General features: G+C 38.6%; 21 protein-coding genes and 1 pseudogene. 13 read left to right on the top strand and 9 right to left on the bottom strand.

Annotation, left to right across the window (positions count from 1 at the left end):
* Positions 1-265 (bottom strand): annotated as a pseudogene (locus tag M4I42_RS12525) (alpha/beta hydrolase family protein); the annotation flags it as partial.
* A 225-nt stretch (positions 266-490) separates the two neighbouring features.
* Here M4I42_RS12525 and M4I42_RS12520 point away from each other — a divergent pair.
* The 7 genes from M4I42_RS12520 to M4I42_RS12490 all read left to right on the top strand — a co-directional run bounded on the left by M4I42_RS12520 (position 491) and on the right by M4I42_RS12490 (position 7,587).
* Entirely contained in the window at positions 491-700 is a 210-nt protein-coding gene (locus M4I42_RS12520; RefSeq protein ID WP_268852468.1) for a hypothetical protein, read from the top strand.
* Positions 701-1,006: 306 nt separating this feature from the next.
* Entirely contained in the window at positions 1,007-1,144 is a 138-nt protein-coding gene (locus M4I42_RS12515; RefSeq protein WP_268852467.1) for a hypothetical protein, read from the top strand.
* An 81-nt stretch (positions 1,145-1,225) separates the two neighbouring features.
* Positions 1,226-1,453, top strand: a complete 228-nt coding sequence (locus M4I42_RS12510; RefSeq protein WP_268852466.1) for a hypothetical protein — start codon at positions 1,226-1,228, stop codon at positions 1,451-1,453.
* Between the two features lie 245 nt (positions 1,454-1,698).
* On the top strand, positions 1,699-3,894 hold the full coding sequence (locus tag M4I42_RS12505) for a peptidase domain-containing ABC transporter (protein ID WP_268852465.1): 2,196 nt from the start codon (positions 1,699-1,701) through the stop codon (positions 3,892-3,894).
* Between the two features lie 12 nt (positions 3,895-3,906).
* Positions 3,907-5,565: an HlyD family efflux transporter periplasmic adaptor subunit gene (locus tag M4I42_RS12500; RefSeq protein WP_268852464.1), complete on the top strand. Its 1,659-nt coding sequence runs from the start codon at positions 3,907-3,909 to the stop codon at positions 5,563-5,565.
* A gap of 11 nt (positions 5,566-5,576) precedes the next feature.
* Positions 5,577-6,302 (top strand): CPBP family intramembrane glutamic endopeptidase, encoded by a 726-nt coding sequence (locus M4I42_RS12495; protein WP_268852463.1) that lies wholly within the window; start codon positions 5,577-5,579, stop codon positions 6,300-6,302.
* A gap of 10 nt (positions 6,303-6,312) precedes the next feature.
* Positions 6,313-7,587: an S-layer protein gene (locus M4I42_RS12490; protein ID WP_268852462.1), complete on the top strand. Its 1,275-nt coding sequence runs from the start codon at positions 6,313-6,315 to the stop codon at positions 7,585-7,587.
* 136 nt (positions 7,588-7,723) lie between these two features.
* On the opposite strand, the gene M4I42_RS12485 is transcribed toward M4I42_RS12490, so the two are convergent.
* The 3 genes from M4I42_RS12485 to M4I42_RS12475 are packed head-to-tail and all read right to left on the bottom strand — an operon-like array spanning position 7,724 to position 8,480.
* Complete coding sequence (locus M4I42_RS12485; RefSeq protein WP_183254252.1) at positions 7,724-7,969, bottom strand: hypothetical protein; 246 nt, start codon at positions 7,967-7,969, stop codon at positions 7,724-7,726.
* Positions 7,966-8,232, bottom strand: a complete 267-nt coding sequence (locus tag M4I42_RS12480; RefSeq protein ID WP_268852461.1) for a hypothetical protein — start codon at positions 8,230-8,232, stop codon at positions 7,966-7,968. Before M4I42_RS12480 ends, M4I42_RS12485 begins: the two co-directional genes overlap by 4 nt.
* Positions 8,232-8,480 carry a bacteriocin, lactococcin A1 family protein gene (locus M4I42_RS12475; protein ID WP_268852460.1) on the bottom strand — a complete coding sequence of 83 codons (249 nt, stop codon included), beginning with the start codon at positions 8,478-8,480 and terminating at the stop codon, positions 8,232-8,234. Before M4I42_RS12475 ends, M4I42_RS12480 begins: the two co-directional genes overlap by 1 nt.
* A gap of 245 nt (positions 8,481-8,725) precedes the next feature.
* Here M4I42_RS12475 and M4I42_RS12470 point away from each other — a divergent pair, with 245 nt between their 5' ends.
* From M4I42_RS12470 to M4I42_RS12455, 4 genes are all read left to right on the top strand, one after another.
* Positions 8,726-10,270 (top strand): fatty acid--CoA ligase family protein, encoded by a 1,545-nt coding sequence (locus M4I42_RS12470; protein WP_268852459.1) that lies wholly within the window; start codon positions 8,726-8,728, stop codon positions 10,268-10,270.
* Positions 10,271-10,464: 194 nt separating this feature from the next.
* A complete protein-coding gene (locus M4I42_RS12465) occupies positions 10,465-11,649 on the top strand; it encodes an RNA-guided endonuclease InsQ/TnpB family protein (protein WP_268852458.1) in 1,185 nt (394 codons plus the stop codon).
* A gap of 174 nt (positions 11,650-11,823) precedes the next feature.
* Positions 11,824-12,543 (top strand): AzlC family ABC transporter permease, encoded by a 720-nt coding sequence (locus M4I42_RS12460; protein ID WP_268852457.1) that lies wholly within the window; start codon positions 11,824-11,826, stop codon positions 12,541-12,543.
* On the top strand, positions 12,536-12,838 hold the full coding sequence (locus M4I42_RS12455; protein WP_268852469.1) for an AzlD domain-containing protein: 303 nt from the start codon (positions 12,536-12,538) through the stop codon (positions 12,836-12,838). The genes M4I42_RS12460 and M4I42_RS12455 overlap by 8 nt, the downstream gene beginning before the upstream one ends.
* Before the next feature lie 26 nt (positions 12,839-12,864).
* Here M4I42_RS12455 and M4I42_RS12450 read toward each other — a convergent pair whose 3' ends face one another.
* Positions 12,865-13,455: an SCO family protein gene (locus M4I42_RS12450; RefSeq protein ID WP_268852456.1), complete on the bottom strand. Its 591-nt coding sequence runs from the start codon at positions 13,453-13,455 to the stop codon at positions 12,865-12,867.
* 139 nt (positions 13,456-13,594) lie between these two features.
* Here M4I42_RS12450 and M4I42_RS12445 point away from each other — a divergent pair, with 139 nt between their 5' ends.
* Positions 13,595-14,860, top strand: coding sequence for a M48 family metallopeptidase (locus M4I42_RS12445; RefSeq protein ID WP_268852455.1), 1,266 nt, complete (start codon positions 13,595-13,597; stop codon positions 14,858-14,860).
* A 118-nt stretch (positions 14,861-14,978) separates the two neighbouring features.
* Here the strand turns inward: M4I42_RS12445 and pstA are convergent, their stop codons facing one another.
* From pstA to M4I42_RS12425, 4 genes are all read right to left on the bottom strand, one after another.
* On the bottom strand, positions 14,979-15,815 hold the full coding sequence (pstA, locus tag M4I42_RS12440) for a phosphate ABC transporter permease PstA (protein ID WP_442864109.1): 837 nt from the start codon (positions 15,813-15,815) through the stop codon (positions 14,979-14,981).
* Positions 15,816-15,879: 64 nt separating this feature from the next.
* Positions 15,880-16,818, bottom strand: a complete 939-nt coding sequence (gene pstC, locus M4I42_RS12435; protein WP_268852453.1) for a phosphate ABC transporter permease subunit PstC — start codon at positions 16,816-16,818, stop codon at positions 15,880-15,882.
* Positions 16,819-16,902: 84 nt separating this feature from the next.
* On the bottom strand, positions 16,903-17,763 hold the full coding sequence (locus tag M4I42_RS12430; protein WP_268852452.1) for a phosphate ABC transporter substrate-binding protein: 861 nt from the start codon (positions 17,761-17,763) through the stop codon (positions 16,903-16,905).
* 19 nt (positions 17,764-17,782) lie between these two features.
* Complete coding sequence (locus M4I42_RS12425; RefSeq protein WP_268852451.1) at positions 17,783-19,549, bottom strand: stalk domain-containing protein; 1,767 nt, start codon at positions 19,547-19,549, stop codon at positions 17,783-17,785.
* Between the two features lie 969 nt (positions 19,550-20,518).
* On the opposite strand from M4I42_RS12425, the gene aceA reads away from it, so the two are divergent.
* Positions 20,519-21,802 (top strand): isocitrate lyase, encoded by a 1,284-nt coding sequence (aceA, locus tag M4I42_RS12420; protein ID WP_268852450.1) that lies wholly within the window; start codon positions 20,519-20,521, stop codon positions 21,800-21,802.
* The last annotated feature ends 41 nt before the right edge of the window (positions 21,803-21,843 follow it).

Raw genomic sequence — 21,843 nt, 5'->3', positions numbered from 1 at the left:
CGTTAAACCCAAAAGAATGAAAATAAACATTCCCTTGAACTCGATCATTTATCTCGTCTCCAGATTCCATTAGATTTTGAAATGAAAAGCGTTGAATTTCATCATTCACCTGCTTATGTATATGCCCGAAGTGGACAACAAGCATTTTCGGCACCGGATACACGATATCCCAACTTACATCATCAAAAAGTGGTTGGTCATAAGGCATAAACTGAGACTGTCTGCTTTTTTGACGGTGCAATAAATATAAGCCAACCCCGAGCATGCGACCCACTTATGAATACGATCACTTCCTTTGGATGCAAAGGTAAAAAATGACGGATTCATCATAGCGTGACATATTGATTGAGTTCAATATGTTTTTTGAAAATTTTACTTTTATTTCACATAAAGGTTCAAGGTACTAAAAAAATTAGTACTTTACAGTTTTTGATAACAAAAATAGAATGGTAGGTGTACACGGTAATTTGAAAATTATGGAGGGATGGTCATGAAAGAGTTAAAAGTTGATGAGCTAATATCAATCGATGGAGGAATTAGTGCTTGCGGGAAAGTCTCTGTTGCAGCATTTGCTCATACGGCAGCGTTTACAGGGCTTATGACTCTTGCTGGTGTAAGTGGACCAGTAGGTTGGGTGCTTGGTACTTTCGTAGGTGGAGCATGGTTGGGCGCTTCGGCTGCAGCGGGTTGTTTGAAATGATTAAAAAAGAAGGAATAAGCCTTTTTTCAAGAGGAAGTTTTCAGCAACTGACGTTTCTTGTACTTCTCTCCCCTCTTTTTGTAAATTCACTATATAACGGGAATAAAACACTCTTTATGTGGCTCGTTATACTAATCACGCTTAGTAATCTAGGATTAGAGTTTTTTTTGACTAAAAAAAGGGGGAGAAATCCCAAAGAGTATATCGGGATCTTTACAATTGCAAGTATACCAATTAATGTGGTGATTTTACTGTTATTCGCTACTTAAAGTGAATTGGTGGCAACTAGCTGAGGGAGTTACGATATTGGCTGCTGCTTCTGGTTCCTATGTGACGGCAGCATTTTTACTGCCAACAGGAGCTGGCGCTGTGGCATCTGCAGCTGTTGGAATGGGATTACAAGTCGCAGCGTACTCAACAATTGCAGGGGCTTTTAAAAAATAATTGTTTACAAAAGCGGGAAGTTTAACTATTACATTCCCGCTTCGCTTCCAGATGATTTTTTGAGGAGTAGCGACAAATAATATGACGAATAAAAAATGGTTTCTATATTTTTTGTTATCAGGAATACCCCTTACAATATACGGGGTATTAGTTGTGCTAAAAATCTTGGTGTATCGTAGCGATTTAAACAATTTAATGGAAGCTATTTTAGGAGGGTTGTTTCTTATTGCTGGATTTACATCTTTGTTTTTTGCAAGGCATTATTATAACAAGTATAAAAGAGAGAATCATGGTCAAGAGATAGAGTGATATTTTTGTATAAGCCTTATGATGAAGCAATAAAACTTTTAAAAAGAATTATGGATTGATTTCGTTTTTTTACTCTCTTTTGAGAGGAAATGAAATAAACATAAACGCAATTCTTTTAACGGTATGTATGTTCATTTTGTATTTACATTTTAGAATGAGCGATCTTGATGAAAAATAACGAATATATTCAAGCTATTGAAAAATAGTTTAAATGATTGCCCATTTAGTTTAGAGGTGTAGTCAATATGTTTTCTCTTTTCAACAAATACTACTGTATCAAACAACACGACATCAAAGACTGCGGACCAGCTTGTTTGGCTACGGTATGCAAGCAATATGGGTTAAAAGTGCCGATATCGAAAATAAGAGAAGTTGCTGGTACAGATAAGCAAGGAACGAATTTATACGGTTTAATTAAAGCGGCGGAGCAGCTTGGGTTTACAGCAAAAGGGGTTCGAGGCAATCAAGAAAGCCTTTTTCAACCTTTTCCGTTACCAGCGATTGCTCATGTCATTGTGAATCAAAGTTTATTGCATTATGTTGTCATTCATAAAATTACAAACAAAGAAATTGTTATTGCCGATCCTGCCGAAGGGTTAAAGAAAATGTCGCCTGAGGAGTTTTTTCAAATATGGACGGGGATTCTTGTATTGCTCGTACCAGCTCCGACATTTGAAAAAAGGGATGAAACGAAAGGATTATTTGAGCGTTTCATTGGCATGCTTAAGCCGCAAAAAGGCATTTTATTGCAAATTTTTTTAGCGAGTGTTTTATTTACGATATTAGGGGTTGTCGGTTCATTTTATTTCCAGTTTTTGATTGATGATATTTTATCGGAAAACCTTGAAAAGACGCTACATATTTTATCCATAGGCATGATCGTTTTATATACATTTAAGGTGTTGTTAAACGCATTTCGTACATATCTTTTAATTTACTTAAGCCAAAAGTTAGATCTTGGACTCGTTTTAGGATATTATCATCACGTTTTATCGTTGCCGATGAATTTTTTCAATACGAGAAAAGTAGGAGAAATTATTTCGAGATTAATGGATGCTTCAAAGGTTCGAGATGCGATTTCTGGAGCAACATTAACGATCATGATTGATACGTTCATGGTCATTATCGGTGGAGCGATTTTATATGCACAAAATTCCTTTCTGTTCGGTGTTACTGTTTTGTTAGTTCCGTTATATGCGTTGATTGTATGGGCATTCCATAAACCGTTTGAAAATGTCAATAGAAAAGAAATGGAGAAAAACACGGAGTTAACATCTTATATTGTAGAGTCAATGAACGGAATTGAGACGGTAAAGGCGTATAATGCGGAAGAAGAAGCGAAGTTTAAAACAGAGCAAAAGTTTATTTCCTTTTTAAAAACTGTGTTTTCGCATGGGATGATAAACAATTTCCAATCATCATTAAAAACATATTTGCAACTTGTCGGAGGAATCATCATTCTTTGGGTTGGAGCAAATGAAGTACTAAAAGGAAACATGACAGTGGGGCAACTAATTGCCTACAACGCTCTATTAGCTTATTTTCTTGAACCGATCCAAAACTTAATTAATTTACAGCCGATGATCCAATCAGCCGTTGTTGCAGCGGATCGATTAGGGGAAATTTTAGATTTAGAAATCGAAAAATCGAAAGATGAAGAGAAAAAAATAAAAGTAGAAAGTTTAAAAGGCGACATTGTCATTAGAGATTTACAATTTCGCTACGGAACGAGAGATGTCGTATTGAAAAATATTAACCTTCATATCCGTCAAGGAGAAAAAATAGCACTCGTCGGCGAGAGCGGATCGGGAAAAACAACGCTTGTGAAGTTGCTTATGCGATTTTATGACTATGAAAAGGGCGATATTTTAATCAATGATATCAACATTAAGGATATGAACTTAGAACGATTAAGACGAAAAATTGCGTATATTCCGCAAGAAAACTTTTTCTTTAGTGGAACGATTCAAGAAAATTTATGTTTAGGGATGGAGCGGGAAGTTTCATTAGAGGAAATTATTGCTGCAACGAAAGTGTGTCATGCGCATGAATTTATCAATCATTTGCCGTTACGTTATCAAACGATGCTTGAGGAAAACGCGTCTAATTTATCTGGCGGACAAAAACAACGTTTAGCTATCGCAAGAGCCATTTTAAAAAAACCTGATATTTTAATTATGGACGAAGCGACGAGCAATCTTGATTCTACAACGGAAAAAGCAATATCTGAGACGATTTATGAATATTGCCGTGAGATGACGACCATTATTATCGCCCATCGTTTAAGTACAATTATGAGATGCGACAAAATTTATGTGATGGAGCACGGTGAAATTATTGAAACAGGGACACACGATGAACTGATGAATATGAAAGGAAAGTATTATGAACTATGGAAAAACCAAATTCCACATGAACCAAGTCCAATTGCAACAATGTAAAGGGTGTTAAACATGAACGCTTATATACGAGAGATGAATGAGTTAACGGATAGCAGAGAATTGCTAGAAGCAAAACCGCATCCGTTTGTTCCTGTTTTTATTTCTTTGTTATGTTTGTTTGTTGCGTCGTTTATCGTGTGGGCTTATTTTGGCGAGATGGATATTGTTGCGAAAGCGAAGGCTGTTGTTCGACCAAATGAAAACGTTAGCACGATTCAGACGCCTGTATCTGCAAAAGTGAAGCGAGTGAACTATGTACAAGGTGAGAAAGTACACAGGGGAGACGTATTGCTCGAGCTAGATGCAAGCGAACTTGATGTTCAAAAACAAATGATTGAGCAACAGCTCCAAGAAGCGAAAGAAGAGTTAGAGCAACTGCGTACGTTTAAAAAAAGTGTTGAGCAACATAAAAATTTGTTTACGAAAAACGATAATGACTATTATGAAGCATACATGAAGTACGCAGTAGACTATGAAAAATTAAGTGGTGAATTGAAACAAATTCGTCTTGGATTAATGAAAGAAAAACAAGATGTGAATCGTTCGCAAAACGAAACGAAAGAAAAAGAACAAGTGCTGTTTGCCACACAAAAAGAGCAAGAGCTTACGATCCAATCGTTATATAAAGAAATCGCACGTTTAAGTAATATCGTCCGTGATCTGCAATTACTTGAAAAGTGTTATTTAGAAAATAAAAATTACTTTACGAATGCAACGTCTGTTTATGCAAATCAATATATGGACTTTCAAAATACTGTTCTTAAACTGCAAAAAACAGTACAGCAAAAGAAAAATGAGTATGACAGATTGATTTTTTTAGGAGAGCAATATGTTCCAAAGAGTAAAATTGAACAAAGCAAAATAGAGTATGAACTGGCTAAATTAGAGTTGGAAAATTATATTAATGGGAAATTACAATCGGTTCGGTTAGATATACAAACGAACAAACAGAAGCTCAATGAAATGAATGTCCAACTGCAAAAACTGCAAAAAGCGAGTACAATCGAGCCACAGCTACAAGGAATTCAATCGTTAAAAAATGACTTACAGCAGAAAACGCAATCTCTCAATCAAGAAATTTCTTTGCAAGAAAACTTAGAAAAGACCTCATTAGAAAAATTCAAAACAGATAAATTGGTAGAGATTAACCAATCGATCAAGCAGCAAGAAAGACTTGTAAAAGATCTTGAAGGAAAACTCAATGACGTTCTTGTTCAACTTCGAAATTATCGCATTACCGCGCCGATTAATGGAGTTGTCAATACCATTAAAACCGTCAATGAGGGAGATATGATTCATCCGAATGACCCGATTTTAACTGTGATTCCAGATCACCAGTCCCAATATAAAATGATCATTTATGTACTGAATAAAGATATAAGCAAAATGAAAGTTGGTGATAAAGTAAACTATCATTTTGCTGCACTCCCATATCGAGAGTACGGGGAGCTTGAAGGAAGAATTATGAGAATAAGCACAGATTCAACGGTTAATCCAGAGGATGGGATGAGCTACTATATCGTAGAAGCAACCGTTCAAAATCAATTTTTACGGAGCTATAAAGGAAAAAAAGCAAAGATTAAAGTCGGAATGCAAGCAGAGGCGCTTGTTGTCACAGATTCGAAAAAGATTTTGCACTATATTTTAGAAAAAATAAATTTAAAAGAATAGGAGAGAGAAAAATGAGTGAATTATTACAACAAGAGCAAGAACAATCATTAGTAACGGAAAAAAAAGAAGGACAGGCTCTTTCGTGGAAAACGATGATTTTATTTTTCCTTTCGTTTTTGGGAATGTCGTTTGCGGTTGGAGTTATTTTTGGCATTATTGGCGGTGTAACAAATAATGAAAGATTGTTGAATGCACTTCAAGGGTACGTAGGGCTTTTTATTGATGCGCTTATGTTTGGGATAGCACTTCTCTTGTTTAAAAAAGTTCGTGTTTTTCTTAGAGGGAGTTTCGATAAAAAGGCAATTTATGAATGGAAAACGTATTTGTATATCCTATTGGCAATTTTCATAACGTACGCTGTACAATTTATTTCATTCCGTGTGATTGGATTTGAAAATCCGGAAGCGCAAGAAAAAGTGATGGGGCTTCAAGGAGCGCAAAGCACGTTCGAATTCGTTCTTATTGGGTTAGCTGTTATCCTTGTTACGCCAATTAAAGAAGAACTGCTATTCCGTGGCGTTCTTCATCGTTTTTTAGAGAAAAAGTATCATTTTTATGTAGGGCTTGTTGTGTCTTCAATTATATTTGGATTAGCACACTTCGGTTATCCTGTAAATGGGGCGATTATAGGGGTAATTACTGTCGTACTTTATCGATTAACGCAGTCATTATACACTTCAATTATTTATCATGTCATTTGGAACGCTTTTGTTTTTAGCACGCTATTGCTTAGTTAGGGGAGAAGTTATGTTGAGGATGAAGCTAAGTTTTATTTTACTCATATTTGTTCTTTTCCCTATGCATGTAAAGGCGAGTGAAGTAATCCCAAGACAATTGACATTGGATTATGTTTTAGACGAAGGTGTAAAGCAATCAAACGATGTTCTCGTTTATACGTATAAATGGGCGATGCTAAATGCACAAAAAGAAACTGTTCGAGAAAGCTTAAATGAGCTCAAGGAACCTACGCTAGAGCCGTTGAAGTTATTACCAACGACAAGAGAGTATTTTTTAACACTATATCCGAACTATGAGAAAGCATCCGAAGAAGAAAAGCAAATCATTGATCAACAAATTGCCATTCAGATCGGCATTAACCAATCGCTTAATATAATCATTCAGCAAAACTATCAAGCTTCTCAAGAACAAATAAAGGCTTTGCAAAAAGATATACAAGAAAAGAAAAGACAGCTAGCATTGCTCATAAAGGAGTTAGAAAGCAACCAAAACGTAACGAAAATAGATGAACAAGAAGCAAAAGAGTTCATTCGATATCAACTTGCGAAAAAATATATTTCCATTTTGTCATACGATGAACAAATCGCCTACTTACAAAAGGAAGTACAATTTTTAGCAGACGACGTGAAGCGAGTAGAAGCAATGGTTAAGATAGGAGAGGCGAGTGAAGACGAGTTGAGAAAAAAGCAACGGGAATGGGAAAATAAGAGGAAGGAGATCGAAAATGTTCAGAAAGAAAGGGGAGTTCTAGAGCTCCAACTAAAAATAGACTTAAATATCCCGATGACACAGCAAGTTACATTCCAATCTGTCCCAGATTCATTTTTTCGTAAAATCGAGAACCCAAAAGATATGAAGAATCTTCTTCAGCGTTCCTTCACCTATTTAAAGAAGCAAGAAAGTCTCAAATTAGCAAATGATAAAAAAGAGCAGGCAACCAACCAAATCGAGAAGCAACAAATGGAGCAGTATGTAAAAATGGCAGAGGCTGAATTGAATGCGACAGCGAAAAATCTAGAAAAATTTTTAGCTAAACGATATAATGAATTTGATCGTTTATATGCGAAATACGAAGATGCATATGATGTGTATCAACAAACGCTGTCAGAGCAAGACTATTACGAAAAACAATGGAAAATCGGTTTGATCTCTGAACACGACTATAAAGGATTGATGTTGAATGTTGACAAAGCGAAGAGGGATTACATGTTAGAATTAATGTCGTATTATTTGCTGCAGATAGAAGAAAAACAGTTTCATAATGGATATATTCCTTTGCCATGAGCGGCAAAAGAGGGTGTCCAAAAAGTAACAGGGCACCCCTTCTTATAACCATATATACGCGTGAAACACCTTTACAACTATTGTATTTTTCTCGAAGAAAGACGATCTTTTGGCTGAGCCACTTTTGTCAACAATGTTACGGGGTAGGTGAAACGCCACCGATTGTAGCCCCTATCCCAAATCCACCCATTGACATATCTTTTAGCACTCCTCTTGCTTCTTTTCCTGTCATTTTCCCTGATACGAGTCCCGCAATTACTGTAGCATATCCTGCTGTAAATCCAATCCCCGCGCCGAGAAAGCCGCCAATAAGCGCGCCAGCAAGCCCTCCACCATATGCTTCTACTAACTCTTTTTCATTTAGTTCTACATAATTACTCACAATTGATCTCCTTTCTTTGGAATAAAATAGCCGATTAATACAACAATAATATAAATAAATAAAGGATGTTCGACTATTTTTTGGTCAATCGCTGCTGCAATATAATGGATGGATATGATAAGGACAAATAAAATGGTGATAGTTGGGAAACGACCTAGCCTTTTTATAATATTTTGCCTAATTTTAAATTTCGTTTCTACATATAATTCAAGAAATAACGCAATCAAAAATGCAATGAACAAATAAAAAAACTTACTAGCCATTAGTGGGTCGCCTTCCAGATTAGATCCCCAACATATCCACCAACAATTGTTCCAGCGGCTGCACCTATTCTTGCTCCGATTGCTCCACCTACTGGTCCGCCAATTGCTCCACCAGCTAATCCACCGATTGTTCCTATTCCACCAACAAATCCATAGTAGGCTACGGTACTAACAACTTTTGAAAAGCTAATCCCTCCTTCAATCATTTCTAATTCGGTCATAGATAGTTCTTTAAGATCATAGCTCATTTATCTATCCCCCTGAATGATTTTGGTTACGCATATATGTTAACAATGGTAGGAGGAATAGGTAAGTACTGTTTTTTTATAGTACCTTTTTACATAAAAGAGCGGCGAAAAAATTGAGTAATTATCCTATTTCATTCCCCTTTCCCTTGCTTATGGTTCTTTTTTTAAATATAATATATTTAGAATTTTTTTAATTGTAAAATGAATGATTATTCATTCACAAAGTAAATGGGGGAGGGAGTTTGATGAATTTATCTTCACGGTTGGCAGAGGTGGCAGGGCAGTTGCCGGATAAGGAGGCGTATGTATACGAAGGGGAGCGGCGTACATATGGCGAGCTAAATGCGGCAGTATCGCAGTTTGCTAGCGGGTTGCGCCACCTCGGCATTCAAAAAGGGGATCATATTGCATTATTATTGGGAAACTCTCCGTATTTTGTCATCGGTTTATATGGAGCATTGCGGGCAGGAGCGACGGTCATTCCGATTAACCCGATTTATACTCCCGATGAAATTGGCTACATTTTGAACAATGGGGACGTGAAAGCGGTCATTGGCTTAGATTTGCTCGTTCCATTATTTGTGAAAATGGCAGCGCGGCTGCCGAAAGTAGAACATGTCATTGTTTGTGAAACACCACAAGGAAAAGAACAAGGGATTTCATTGACAGGAAAAATGAAATCGTTTACAGAAGTGTTGGCAACAGGGGATGTTCATTTCGAGGGACCAGAGTTGGCAGATGACGACGTAGCGGTCATTTTATATACGTCCGGTACGACAGGTAAGCCGAAAGGGGCGATGCTGACGCATAAAAACGTTTACAGCAATGCACAAGATACGGCGAACTATTTGAAAATTAATGGAGAAGACCGCGTCATCGCGACATTGCCGATGTTTCATGTATTTTGCTTGACGGTTGCGTTAAATGCCCCGCTGATGAACGGGGGAACAGTGCTTATCGTTCCGAAATTTAGCCCAGCGAAAATTTTTCAGCTTGCACGAGAAGAAAAAGCGACAATTTTTGCTGGTGTACCGACGATGTACAATTTCCTTTATCAATATGAAGAAGGAAAAGCGGAAGATTTGCAGACGCTTCGACTTTGCATCTCTGGCGGGGCGTCCATGCCGGTCGCACTACTGAAAAACTTTGAACAAAAATTCAAAGTGATTATTTCGGAAGGGTACGGACTTTCCGAAGCGTCCCCAGTGACGTGCTTTAATCCGCTCGACCGTCCGAGAAAACCAGGCTCGATTGGTACGAGCATTATGAACGTTGAAAATAAAGTTGTGAACGAATTTGGTGAGGAAGTTCCAGTCGGGGAAGTAGGAGAGCTTATTGTGCGCGGTCCAAACGTGATGAAAGGCTATTACAACATGCCGGAAGAAACGGCGCACACGATTCGCGACGGTTGGTTGTATACAGGCGATTTAGCGAAAATGGATGAGGAAGGCTATTTTTACATCGTGGACAGGAAAAAAGATATGATTATTGTCGGTGGCTATAACGTGTACCCACGCGAAGTGGAAGAGGTATTATACAGCCATCCAGATGTTGTAGAAGCGGCGGTCATTGGCGTTCCGGACCCAAATTTCGGCGAAGCAGTCAAATGCTTTGTTGTGTCGAGAAACCCGAATTTAACGGAAGAACAATTGATCGAATATTGTCGCGAGCATTTAGCGAAATATAAAGTTCCAAGCTCGATCGAGTTTTTAGAGGAACTTCCGAAAAATACGACCGGAAAAATTTTGCGAAGAGCGTTAAAAGAACAATTGACAGCGACGGAAACGTGAAAGAAGATGTCCTTTTTAGGGCATCTTCTTTTTATTTTATTGAAAAATGGAACGAATTTTGCGAAAATTGAAAAAATAGGGGGCTTTCAACTGTCAGTTATAAATTTATAAATATTTACAAAAACCTCATGATTATTTATGATATTTGTAATTACAAAACAAAGCCAAGAAAATGGCGAAGGAGCTGGGAGAAGATGATCAAAACGTACAAAGTCATGCTTCTGCCCAACAACAAGCAAAAGACGAAGCTCTTTCAATGCGCAGGTGTTGCCAGATGGGCGTACAATTTTGCGTTAGCACAAGAACAAGAAAATTATAAACATGGCGGTAAATTCTTAGGGGATGACAACATTAGAAAACGACTTACGCAACTCAAAAAAACGGAAGAATTTGCGTGGCTGAATCAATATTCCAACAACATCACGAAACAAGCAATCAAAGACGCATGCAACGCCTATACAAACTCTTTTGAAGGTAGAGCGGAGTTTCCGAAATTTAAAACGAAAAAGCGCAGCCGACCGAGTTTTTATCAAGATACGGAAAAAATTAAAATCACAGAAACACATGTGAAATTAGAAAAACTCATCACTTCGAGAAAGAAAAACAAACAAAAGCTGAATTGGATTCGGCTAGCCGAAAAAGGAAAAATTCCGCATGGAAAGCACGTGAAATATACGAACCCAAGGATCGTATTTGATGGACTGCATTGGTTTTTAACCATCGGTGTGGAAGAAGTTGAAGTGAAGTATGAAGCCTACACCGAAGGCATCGGTGTCGATTTAGGCGTAAAAAACCTAGCAACGGTAAGCAGTGGGAGGACGTTCAAAAACATCAACCAAACGCCCAAAGTGAAAAAGCTGGAAAAAAGCATCAAACGACTACAAAGAAAGCTGTCGCGAAAATATGAAATGAATAAAATCCAAACCAAAGGAGGTGAATTCCGTTACAGAAAAACGGAAAACATCAAAAAGTTAGAACTCCTTGCTCGGAAAAAGCGAAGAAGGCTGAAAAATATCCGGTTAAATTATACCCACCAGATTACGACTACTTTGGTGAAAGCCAAACCAGCGTATGTCGTGATGGAAAATTTAAACACAAGCGGGATGTTAAAAAACAACAAGCTATCGAAAGCGATTCAAGAACAAACATTCCATGAATTTAAAAGACAAATGACGTACAAATGTGCACGTCGTGGAATCAAGTTGGTTGTTGCCGATCGTTTCTATCCTTCAAGCAAAATGTGCAGCAATTGCGGTCATGTGAAAGAGAAGTTATCGTTATCGGAACGGACGTATCATTGCGAAGCATGCGGGATGGAAATGGATCGGGACTTGAATGCAAGCATCAACTTGAAAAATTACGTCAAGTCCATGGTTTAGCACCACACGCAATCATGGATATGTACCCATTCGTTCGTGGGGAGTTAAAGCCTTCGGAGCACTATACCAAACGAAAGTAGCCTTGGCGAAATCGGGTGCGATGAACAAGGAAGGAAACATAGATCTTTATAAGTTTCTTATAAAGTCTTATAAGTTTTCTGTAACGGGAGAAACGTGGAAACAATTTTAGCGACAAACAAATTGTCATCGTTTCGTCAAGGGGCGCAAGCTGGGGTAAGCATTGCCATCGGTTATATGCCGATCGCTCTCACTTTTGGGCTGCTGGCGAAAACGACGGGGCTGACGCTCACCGAAACGGTCATGATGAGCATGATTGTCTTTGCTGGCGCTTCGCAATACATTGCGCTTAATTTGTTGTCACTCGGCACAGGGACATTCGAAATCGTGCTGACGACGTTTATTTTAAACATTCGTCATTTCTTGATGACGGCCTCATTAAACGAAAAAGCGGATCATGATGCATTATGGAAAAAAGCGCTATATGCGTTCGGCATTACGGATGAAACGTTTTCGGTAGCGGCGACGAAAGAGGGAAATGTTAACGCTGCGTATATGTTTGGCCTCATTGCGTTGTCTTACGGGAGCTGGGTTGTGAATTCAGGAATTGGCCATCTCGTCGGAGCAAGCTTGCCGCAAAGTTTGCAAGAGAGCATGTCGGTTGCGTTGTATGCGATGTTTATCGGTCTGCTCGTTCCATCGCTCAAAAAGCAGCGAAAAACGATATGGCTTGCTGGGTTAGCAGCGGTAGTAAATTCGTTGTTGTTGCTAGTATTTCATCTGCCGAAAGGATGGGCGATTGTTATAGCGACGCTCTTGGCAGCGGTCATCGTTCAATATATTGCAAAAGAAAGCGAGGGAAAACATGATGCGTAGTGAAATCGCTTGGATGATTCTTGGCATGGGGCTTGTGACGTACATTCCGCGCATGCTTCCGCTCGCTGTCTTCCATCGGGTGAAGCTGCCACCGTTTTTGCAAGGGGTGTTAAAAAACGTTCCGTATGCGACGTTAGGAGCGCTCATTGTGCCGGGCATTTTTTTTATTCATGAAGATATATGGTTTGGCGTTCTCGGATTTATCAGCGCCTTTGTGGCCGCTTGGTTCGGGGCGAACGTTATTGTCGTTGTGCTGGCTTCTGTTGCGGTTTTAAGTCTATATGCGTTGATTTAGAAAAACCACCGATCTCATCGGTGGTTTTATTGTATTTCATCCATAATTGTTTTATATACATCTTGAACGTTAAATCCCTTTTTGCCCATGCCGAATTGTTCAATCACCCGGTTGTTTTTATCGAGCAAATATGTATATGTTGTATGAATAAACATGCCGTTTCCAGGGTCACGGTATTGAAAATCAAACGCATCGGCCACTTTTTTTGTATCTTTTTCACTTCCGCGGAGCAATATCCATCCTTGATCGTGCGGTTGAATGCCAAACGTTTTCGCGTATGCTTGCAGTTTTTCACGTGTATCGCGTTTTGGATCAATTGTAATTGTGATAAACTCGACTTTGTTGCCAAATACATGTTGTTGTTCTAACTTTTGGCGGAGTTTTGTCATTTCAAATGTCGTATTTGGACAAATATCAGGGCAATTTGTATAAATAAACTCAAGAAGCCGCACTTTTGGTTTCATGTCGCTAAAACGATATTCGTCTCCCCATGCCGTTTCCATCGTGATATTGCGAGGAAGCTCCATTTGCCACTGGCGATATACAGAAAAATAAAAAATGCCAGCACCTACGAAAATGACAAACAAGCTACCTAACGTCCAATAAATTTTTTTCACGCGAGTCACCCCCTTGTTTTTATCATACATGAAAATGAAAAGAAAAACGAATCATGATTTTGAATTTTGTCTGACGTTCTAATCGAAAGAAAAAGGATTAAACTAAAATAGTAGCGTTGTCCATAAAAAGGAGGATTTTATGAAAAAAATCATCGGTTGGGCGATCATCATTTATGTTTTGTATTGTATAGGAATCGCATGGTATTTATTTTCGTTTGCCGATTCGTCCATTCCTTCCAAATGGAAAGGAACGAGCGCGGATCCGGCAACGTTTTTAACGCCGAGCGAGCAAGTTTTAAGCGAGCAATATTCGCAGTGGAAAAACTTTTTATTTTTCGTGTCTGTTCCTTATGACTGGCTCGCTTATTTGGCGGTGTTATGGCTAGGGATGGCAAAAGCGCTGCAAACATGGTCGGAGAAAGCGACGAAATGGTTTGTACTTCAAGTGGCTTTTTATGTATTTTGGTTTTCTATTATTATGACAGTGCTGACGCTGCCGTTTGATTTTATAAGCTATCGCATTTCGTGGGCATATGGCGTCAGTACACAGTCGGTTTTTAGTTGGATGCGCGATGAGGCCATGGATTTTTTAGTTAATACCGTGATGCTGTTTTTGATCGTTGTTGTGTTGTACGGGCTCATTCGCCGCTTTGAAAAGCGTTGGTGGCTGTACGCGTGGATGGTGTCGGTGCCGTTTACGATCTTTTTTATGTTCATTCAACCGGTTGTGATCGATCCGCTTTATAACGATTTTTATCCGTTAAAAGATAAGGTACTAGAGGCCAAAATTTTGGCATTGGCGGAAAAAGCCCATATTCCGTCTGATCATGTGTTTGAAGTCAATATGTCTGAAAAAACGAACACCTTAAACGCCTATGTAACCGGAATCGGCTCTCATGCCCGCATCGTGTTATGGGATACGACATTACAGCGATTGAAGGAAAAGGAAGTATTGTTTATTATGGCGCATGAAATGGGGCATTACGTCATGAAGCATGTGTATTGGGGAGTGGCCAGCTATATCGTTCTTACGTTTGCTGGTTTGTTCGTGGCGGGGCGGGTGATGAACTGGCTCATTCGCAGATGGGGAGAATACTTTCATCTTCATAAAATAAGCGCTCTCGCCTCGCTTCCGATGTTTTTGCTCGTCATTTCTGTGCTCAACTTTTCCGTAAGCCCTGTTGTCAATATGGTATCGAGATATGAGGAACATGCCGCTGACGAGTATGCCATTAAACTGACAAAAGATCCGGATGCGGCAATTTCTGCTTTTCAGAAATTAACGAAAGCAGGTTTAAGCGAAGTCAATCCGCCAGTTTTTGTGAAAATATTCCGTTATACACATCCGACCATTTTTGAACGAATGGTTTTTTTAGAAAAACAAAAATATAGTGAAAGGAACTAAATTACTTGGAAAGAAGGGCATCCCAAAAGGATATGTCAAACCTTTTGGGATGCTCGTATATTATGATATTTAGTGATGACTGAGGTTATGAGATGGTCGGTGGGTTGTTAACACAAGATCATCTATTTTTTAATTGTGAGATCTTTTCTTTTATCCATAGCGGCAAACGAATCGTCGTGCTGATCAGTAGTGTAATCACCACTAAAATGGCTGCTGATTTATTGGCAATTTCTTGGGCATCCTCTACAAGCGCTTCTGATTGGACATACCATAAATGGACAGGTAATGTCCCTCCTTCGGATAGAGGATTGAAATCCCACATGACTCCGGACGTTGATGTCCCTCCTGTTAGAAGAATAATGGCCGATTCCCCAAACGCCCGACAAGCAGCTAGGCTAATTCCTGTTAAAATGCTAGCCATCGCCGCTGGAAGAACAACCTTAAGAATGGTTTTAGATTTGGTTGCTCCTAAAGCAAACGAAGCTTCTCTAAGTTCTTTCGGTACAGCTGTGATCGCTTCCTCAGTTACTCGAGCTAAAACTGGCAGATTCAGCAGAGCTAATGTCACCGATGCACCGATGATTGTAACACCTATTTGGAAATATTCTACAAATAAAACATATCCAAATAATCCAAACACAATAGAAGGAACGGAAGCAAGACTTTCGACAGAAGTGCGTACAAATTCTGTGAATGTATTATTAGGCGCATATTCTGCTAGAAAAATCCCTGTCCCAATTCCAATTGGTAAAGACATTATCAATGAAAGAATAAGAATGTAGAATGAGTTTAATAAAAACGGACCTACGCCACCTCCTGCATCAATTTCTTCAGGTAAGCCGATAAGGAAATGAACAGACATTTTCGGAAGCCCTTTACTTAAAATGATATAAAGTAGCGAAAAAATGAGAAAAAATATAAATATTGATATTCCTGTAGCGATCCACGTCATCATTTTGTTAAAGTGTATAGCTTTTGAGATATTTCTTTTATGAGTATGGAAAAGCGATTGTTTCATACTATTTTACTCCTTTAGGGCGCATTTTACGGATAAGGATAATAAAAATCATCGACATCATGAGCAGTAAAAACGCCATCATATATAGCGCGTAATTCCATGTGGAATCAAAATCAACATTCAAAATTTGCATGACGATATTACTTGTTAATACACTTGTTGGTGTAATTAAATTAAAGCCAAACTGAGCTACGTTTCCTATAACCATTACAACTGCCATTGTTTCTCCAAGCGCACGAGTCATTCCGAGAATAATACCTGTTAAAATTCCTGATTTAGCGGCAGGCAGTAGAACTTTTGTAATCATTTGAAATTTTGTACTTCCCAAGGCGTAGCTTGCCTCCCGCAATTCCTTTGGAATAGAGCAAATGGCATCATCGGCGATGCGGGTAATGGTTGGTAAGATCATAATTGTCAGTACAAGAGATGCTGCGAGAATTCCATCGCCGACAGTAGCACCTGTTACCTTCCGAATAAGAGGAATTAAAATAGTCGATCCTAAATAGCCGTATACAATTGACGGAATACCTACTAATAAATCGAGCAGAGAACGCATAGTGTTCTTTAGTGAATTAGGAGCGATTTCAGCGATATAAATAGCGATACATAAAGAAATTGGTGTGGCGATAGCCAAGGTGATGGCTGTCAAATATATGGTCCCCATTATAAAGACAGCTGCACCATATTTTCCGTTTTCTGGATCCCATTTTGTTGAAAAGAAAAATTCTGAAAGGGAAACATCTTTAAATACAAGTAAGCCTGTTTTGCTAATAAATATCACGATAGAAAACAGCGTAATTCCTAGAAATAGTGCACTAAAAACACAAAGATAGCGAAATAAATGGTTGTGAACATATGTTTTTGTCCATTTTGTCTGAGAACGCATGAGGTTAAAAGATTGTGCTGTGTTTTTTGATAAATTGTTTGATAGTCGCTCCATAATATAGAGATCCTCCTAAATAAAACAAGTAAAAACACCAGCCTCTAGGGCTTTCAAGAGGCTGGTATAGATTTACTTCGCTTGTTATTTTACTGGAATGAATTTTAATTTTTTCAATGAACCGTTTTGGAATTTTTTGCTCAACATGTAGTCAATGAATGCTTTATCTACACCTTTTGCTTCACCTTTTGTTAACAAATAGCCATAGCCATAAAAGACGTATTTTCCACTTGCAGCGTTTGCAGTTGAAGCTTGTACACCGTTAATCGATACAGCTTTAATATCACCTTTTACATATGCTAAGTCTGCAAAACCAATAGCGTTCGGATTACTTTTTACTTTATTTACCATATCTCCAGATTTACCAACTTCAATATAGTTATCACCAGAAGTTTTAATATCTACTCCATTTAGAATTTTATCTTCAAAATTAACGCGAGTTCCAGAACCTTTCACACGGTTTACAACAACGATTTCCTCGTCTTTTCCACCTACTTGCTTCCAGTTTGTAATTTTACCAGCGTAAATATCTTGAATCTGTTTGATCGATAAGTTGTTCACAGGATTATCTTTGTTTACAATTACAGCAAATGGAATTTTAGCGATTTTATAAGCTTTTAAGTCGCTATAGGCTTTGAATCCTCCTACAGAACGAGTTGCATCCCAGTCGCAAGCACCGATTGTAGCAACTCCTTTAGACACCGATTGTGGTCCTGCGATAGAAGAAGTGCCAGATACGACAATTTTCACTTTAGGATTTAGTTTCTTAAATTCTTTTGCTGCTTGTTGAGTTAATGGTAAAAGAGCAGTAGACCCTGCAATGACAATTTTTCCTGACATTTGTTCAGCGTTTGCCTGGTGATTGGCGGCAAATGATGAACCGATTAATAGTGCGGAAGATAAAGCTACTGCTGCTATGCTTTTAAATAATGCTTTTAATTTCATGTTTCCCACTCCTTGTTTCTTATTTTGTAATATCTACGAATTGACCGTTTTCTAAAATAGCCACTTTTTCCCCTGTTTGACTGAGCATTGTAACAGCGATTTGTTTATTGTATGGGGACACGGATAAAGATGTAATCATCTCTTTCGTACTAGCGAGCTGTGTTAATTTCTTTGTTTCTGGATTTAATGAATGAATCGTATAAGTACCGTTTGCTTCTTCGATCACGACATAGATTGTACCGTCTGAAACAGTAATATCTATAATATTTTTATTAGCTAGCAACGTTTCTTCCTGACCGCCTTTAAGCATTTTCAAGGAAGGAAAGCTTGTTTTGTCGTTGGTTGCGCTTAAGTAGATAACTTGATTGTTAGAAACAAAGTTGCTATCGACTTTATTATCAGCCGAATTTGTCAATTGCACAGGTTGTTTATTATTAGAAGTTAAATCCACGATAAATAGCTGCGGATCCGTTCCTGCTGTGTCGATTGAGTCGACATCTGTATTTTGGTTATCGGTATACGTTGTTTTTGCCTCTTTCGCTGCTGTATATAAAATTGTTGTTCCGTCTGGAGAAAGGAGAAGATCCGACTTGTATTTTACTTTGTCATCCACAAGTTTAGTAATGACTCCGCTATCAACGGAAACAACGGAGATCACATCGTTATTGCTTCCTTGAATAAAATACAAACGTTTTGAATCTTTGGACCAAATTAAGTCCACTTTCACATCATCGTCGTCACTAATTTGTTTTGTTTTTCCATTCATTAAATCAATCGTGTATAATAACCCGTTGTCATCAACGTACGCTGCATATTTGCCGTCTGGAGAAACGACTGCATCGCTTTGTGGGATTGTTGCGACAACTTTTCTTGAGTGAATGTTGATCAGTTTTAAAACAGAATTATCTTCATTTTTTACCAATATGAGAGATGGGCTCACCCATTGAGGGGTTGTATTTGATCCTTTTAAAAAACCAGCTGTGGCAATGAATCTTCCCTCAATGTCACCGCCTAATGCATTGACAATAGAAGTTAAATCAGCATAAGGCACGTCTTTAATCACTACTGGCGTAGATGGCATTTTAGATTTTTTGCCGTTCACATTTAATGTGTTGCTAAAAGGGTTTAATAGTATTTGTTTATTTTTTTCATAAATCGTAATCATTTTATTTTTTTTATTAAAAGAAACAGATGCACCAAACGCAGAAGCTAAATCGTGAATCGAATATAAAGTTGTTTTGTCGAATGACAATGTTCGGATCGATTTTTGTGTTCCATCAAAAGTTAATAGAGATTTATTTGTTTCAGCTTGTCCTTTTGTCGATAAAATCATCACTTGCTGATCGATCAACAATTGTCCACCTAACAACTCGGACATGCGTGTTGCGTCGACATATAGTTCGTTTTTAACAAGTTTAGAAGGTATCGATAATGTTTTTTTCTTTCCATTAACAATAATGGTTTCGCTATTTTGCATTAGAATCATCTCTAATTTTGGAGATTTACGAGAAATATAGTGTTTTTTTTGCTTTTTATTGTAAGTATATGTAGCTGAAAAATGTTGTGCTAACTCTTTGGCTGAAACGAGAATACGTCCATTCGTTTGAATGGTATGGATTGTTGTCATTAATCCGTTTACATTAATGGGATAGTTAGACGTAGTACTTTTGGTTACTTGAGATGCGGCGTATACTTTAGCGTTCGCAGCTGTCCAAAGAACAGGTGGCGAATTAATTAAAGCGGACGCAACTAGAACGCCGGCAACCATTTTTTTTATACCTTTCATGTTACCCTCCTCCTAAACATAATAGAGCTGATATGTGCATATCTTTTTTGTGAATCAGGCTATTTTTTTGCTCCTCCTCCTTCTTTTTTCAAAGATTTGTTCTTATAACGTAAGTGATTATATCTTTTAAATATTAAAATAGTTATAACTTTCCGTTTAGTTTGTTTAATTATTTGTAAAAAAAACGTAAAAATAAAAATATTAGGAGTGTTGTTAAAGTTGGAATTTTATTTTACATCCAGCTGATTACTCGCCACGTTATAATATCGGCTTGCAATGAGATGAAAATGGGGAAACGAAAATCGGAAATTTTTTATTACAACTTATATAAATGCAATTGGAAGATTCAACTTATAACTGAATTAAAAGCAGGCTACCCATTTTTTCGACTGTCGGAGGCAAGTCTGTGACTTACCCGACAGTCAAAAAGTAGGAATAACTCGATAAAAAGATGGAAACGTTAAAATACCACGTTGTTAGGCGTGTTGATTAACCATTAAAAACCAGTTGACATCGCTTTATTCCTAGCTTTTCTGCCGTAGTCGGCTAAGCTAGCTTGCCGACTGGGAGTATTAGCATGCCCTCCTCGAACAATGAACGCTTTGCGGGCAAATGTAATTTGCCCGCCGGCGTTCTTGTTCGAGGGAAGAGGCAGAAAAGCTTGTGTTCAGCCATATGATTCTGTGCTTTTAGTAAAATAATGGATAATCAACATTCATGTGATTAAAATCTAAATTTTCTATAAAAAACAGTTTTCTTTTTCGAAGTACTGTTATATAATAAAGACGAAAATAAACGAAATTGTATTATAACAAATAAGGGGGGATTAATAATAATCATTGACGTCTCTATGCATGGAGCGTCATGTCAATGCTTCAAATGTTAAGAAAGGAAAATGAATCTATTTCCGTCAATCGAAAAGCCATCTACTTTAGGACAGGGAATAGACAAAAAAAGGGGGAAACGAAAATGACACGTGATGAGAGAGTAAAACAATTAGAAGAAAGCTGGAAAATGGATGAACGGTGGAAAGGAATTGTGCGCCCTTATTCAGCAGAAGATGTGATCAAATTGCGCGGTTCGATTGACATCGAATATACGTTGGCACGTCGGGGCGCAGAAAAACTTTGGCATTTGTTAAATACGGAAGATTATGTTCATGCGCTTGGTGCATTAACAGGGAATCAGGCGATTCAACAAGTCAAAGCAGGGCTAAAAGCGATTTATTTAAGCGGTTGGCAAGTAGCGGCCGATGCGAACCTTGCAGGTCAGATGTATCCAGATCAAAGCTTATATCCAGCAAACAGCGTACCGCATGTGGTGAAACGGATTAATCAGGCGTTGCAGCGGGCGGACCAAATTCAGCATTTAGAAGGAAGCGGCGATATCGATTATTTTGTGCCAATTGTGGCTGATGCGGAAGCAGGATTTGGCGGGCAGCTAAACGTATTTGAACTCATGAAAGCAATGATTGAAGCGGGTGCAGCCGGTGTTCACTTTGAAGACCAGCTTTCGTCAGAGAAAAAATGCGGCCACTTAGGCGGAAAAGTATTGTTGCCGACACAAACGGCGATCCGCAACTTAATTGCTGCACGACTTGCGGCAGATGTCATGGGTGTTCCAACGGTTTTAATCGCACGGACAGATGCGAATGCGGCTGATTTAATTACGAGCGACATCGATCCGCGCGACCAAGAATTTATTACAGGGGAACGCACGCCGGAAGGATTTTTCCGCACGAGAGCGGGTCTTGACCAAGCGATCGCTCGGGGCTTAGCGTATGCGCCATATGCAGACTTAATTTGGTGCGAAACGAGCGAACCGAATCTAGAAGAAGCTCGCCGTTTTGCTGAAGCGATTCATGAAAAGTTCCCAGGAAAACTATTAGCATACAACTGCTCACCTTCCTTTAACTGGAAGAAAAAATTAGATGACGAAACAATCGCAAACTTCCAAAAAGAGCTCGGCAAAATGGGCTACAAATTCCAGTTCGTTACATTGGCAGGATTCCACGCGCTCAACTACAGCATGTTCGAATTGGCGCGTGGGTATAAAGATCGCGGCATGGCGGCTTATTCGGAGTTACAACAAGCGGAGTTTGCCGCAGAAAAATACGGCTATACAGCAACAAGACACCAACGCGAAGTCGGTACAGGCTACTTTGATGAAGTGGCGCAAGTCATTTCTGGCGGTCAGTCTTCAACGGTTGCCTTAAAAGGCTCAACAGAAGAAGAACAATTTACAACTGCTTAATGAGGAAAAGGGGAAACTTGGGGGATTTTATATAGAACGTG

The organism is Anoxybacillus sp. J5B_2022, from assembly GCF_026847645.1.
Lineage (GTDB): Bacteria > Bacillota > Bacilli > Bacillales > Anoxybacillaceae > Anoxybacteroides.
This window is presented reverse-complemented; position numbering and strand designations above follow the sequence as displayed.

Bases quoted from the DNA above. Each gene is read 5' to 3' on its own strand.
- M4I42_RS12520 (WP_268852468.1), top strand. From the start codon at position 491: ATGAAAGAGTTAAAAGTTGATGAGCTAATATCAATCGATGGAGGAATT.
- M4I42_RS12510 (WP_268852466.1), top strand. From the start codon at position 1,226: ATGACGAATAAAAAATGGTTTCTATATTTTTTGTTATCAGGAATACCC.
- M4I42_RS12505 (WP_268852465.1), top strand. From the start codon at position 1,699: ATGTTTTCTCTTTTCAACAAATACTACTGTATCAAACAACACGACATC.
- M4I42_RS12500 (WP_268852464.1), top strand. From the start codon at position 3,907: ATGAACGCTTATATACGAGAGATGAATGAGTTAACGGATAGCAGAGAA.
- M4I42_RS12495 (WP_268852463.1), top strand. From the start codon at position 5,577: ATGAGTGAATTATTACAACAAGAGCAAGAACAATCATTAGTAACGGAA.
- M4I42_RS12490 (WP_268852462.1), top strand. From the start codon at position 6,313: ATGTTGAGGATGAAGCTAAGTTTTATTTTACTCATATTTGTTCTTTTC.
- M4I42_RS12480 (WP_268852461.1), bottom strand. From the start codon at position 8,232: ATGGCTAGTAAGTTTTTTTATTTGTTCATTGCATTTTTGATTGCGTTA.
- M4I42_RS12475 (WP_268852460.1), bottom strand. From the start codon at position 8,480: ATGAGCTATGATCTTAAAGAACTATCTATGACCGAATTAGAAATGATT.
- M4I42_RS12470 (WP_268852459.1), top strand. From the start codon at position 8,726: ATGAATTTATCTTCACGGTTGGCAGAGGTGGCAGGGCAGTTGCCGGAT.
- M4I42_RS12465 (WP_268852458.1), top strand. From the start codon at position 10,465: ATGATCAAAACGTACAAAGTCATGCTTCTGCCCAACAACAAGCAAAAG.
- M4I42_RS12455 (WP_268852469.1), top strand. From the start codon at position 12,536: ATGCGTAGTGAAATCGCTTGGATGATTCTTGGCATGGGGCTTGTGACG.
- M4I42_RS12445 (WP_268852455.1), top strand. From the start codon at position 13,595: ATGAAAAAAATCATCGGTTGGGCGATCATCATTTATGTTTTGTATTGT.
- pstA (WP_442864109.1), bottom strand. From the start codon at position 15,815: ATGATGACGTGGATCGCTACAGGAATATCAATATTTATATTTTTTCTC.
- pstC (WP_268852453.1), bottom strand. From the start codon at position 16,818: ATGGAGCGACTATCAAACAATTTATCAAAAAACACAGCACAATCTTTT.
- M4I42_RS12430 (WP_268852452.1), bottom strand. From the start codon at position 17,763: ATGAAATTAAAAGCATTATTTAAAAGCATAGCAGCAGTAGCTTTATCT.
- M4I42_RS12425 (WP_268852451.1), bottom strand. From the start codon at position 19,549: ATGAAAGGTATAAAAAAAATGGTTGCCGGCGTTCTAGTTGCGTCCGCT.
- aceA (WP_268852450.1), top strand. From the start codon at position 20,519: ATGACACGTGATGAGAGAGTAAAACAATTAGAAGAAAGCTGGAAAATG.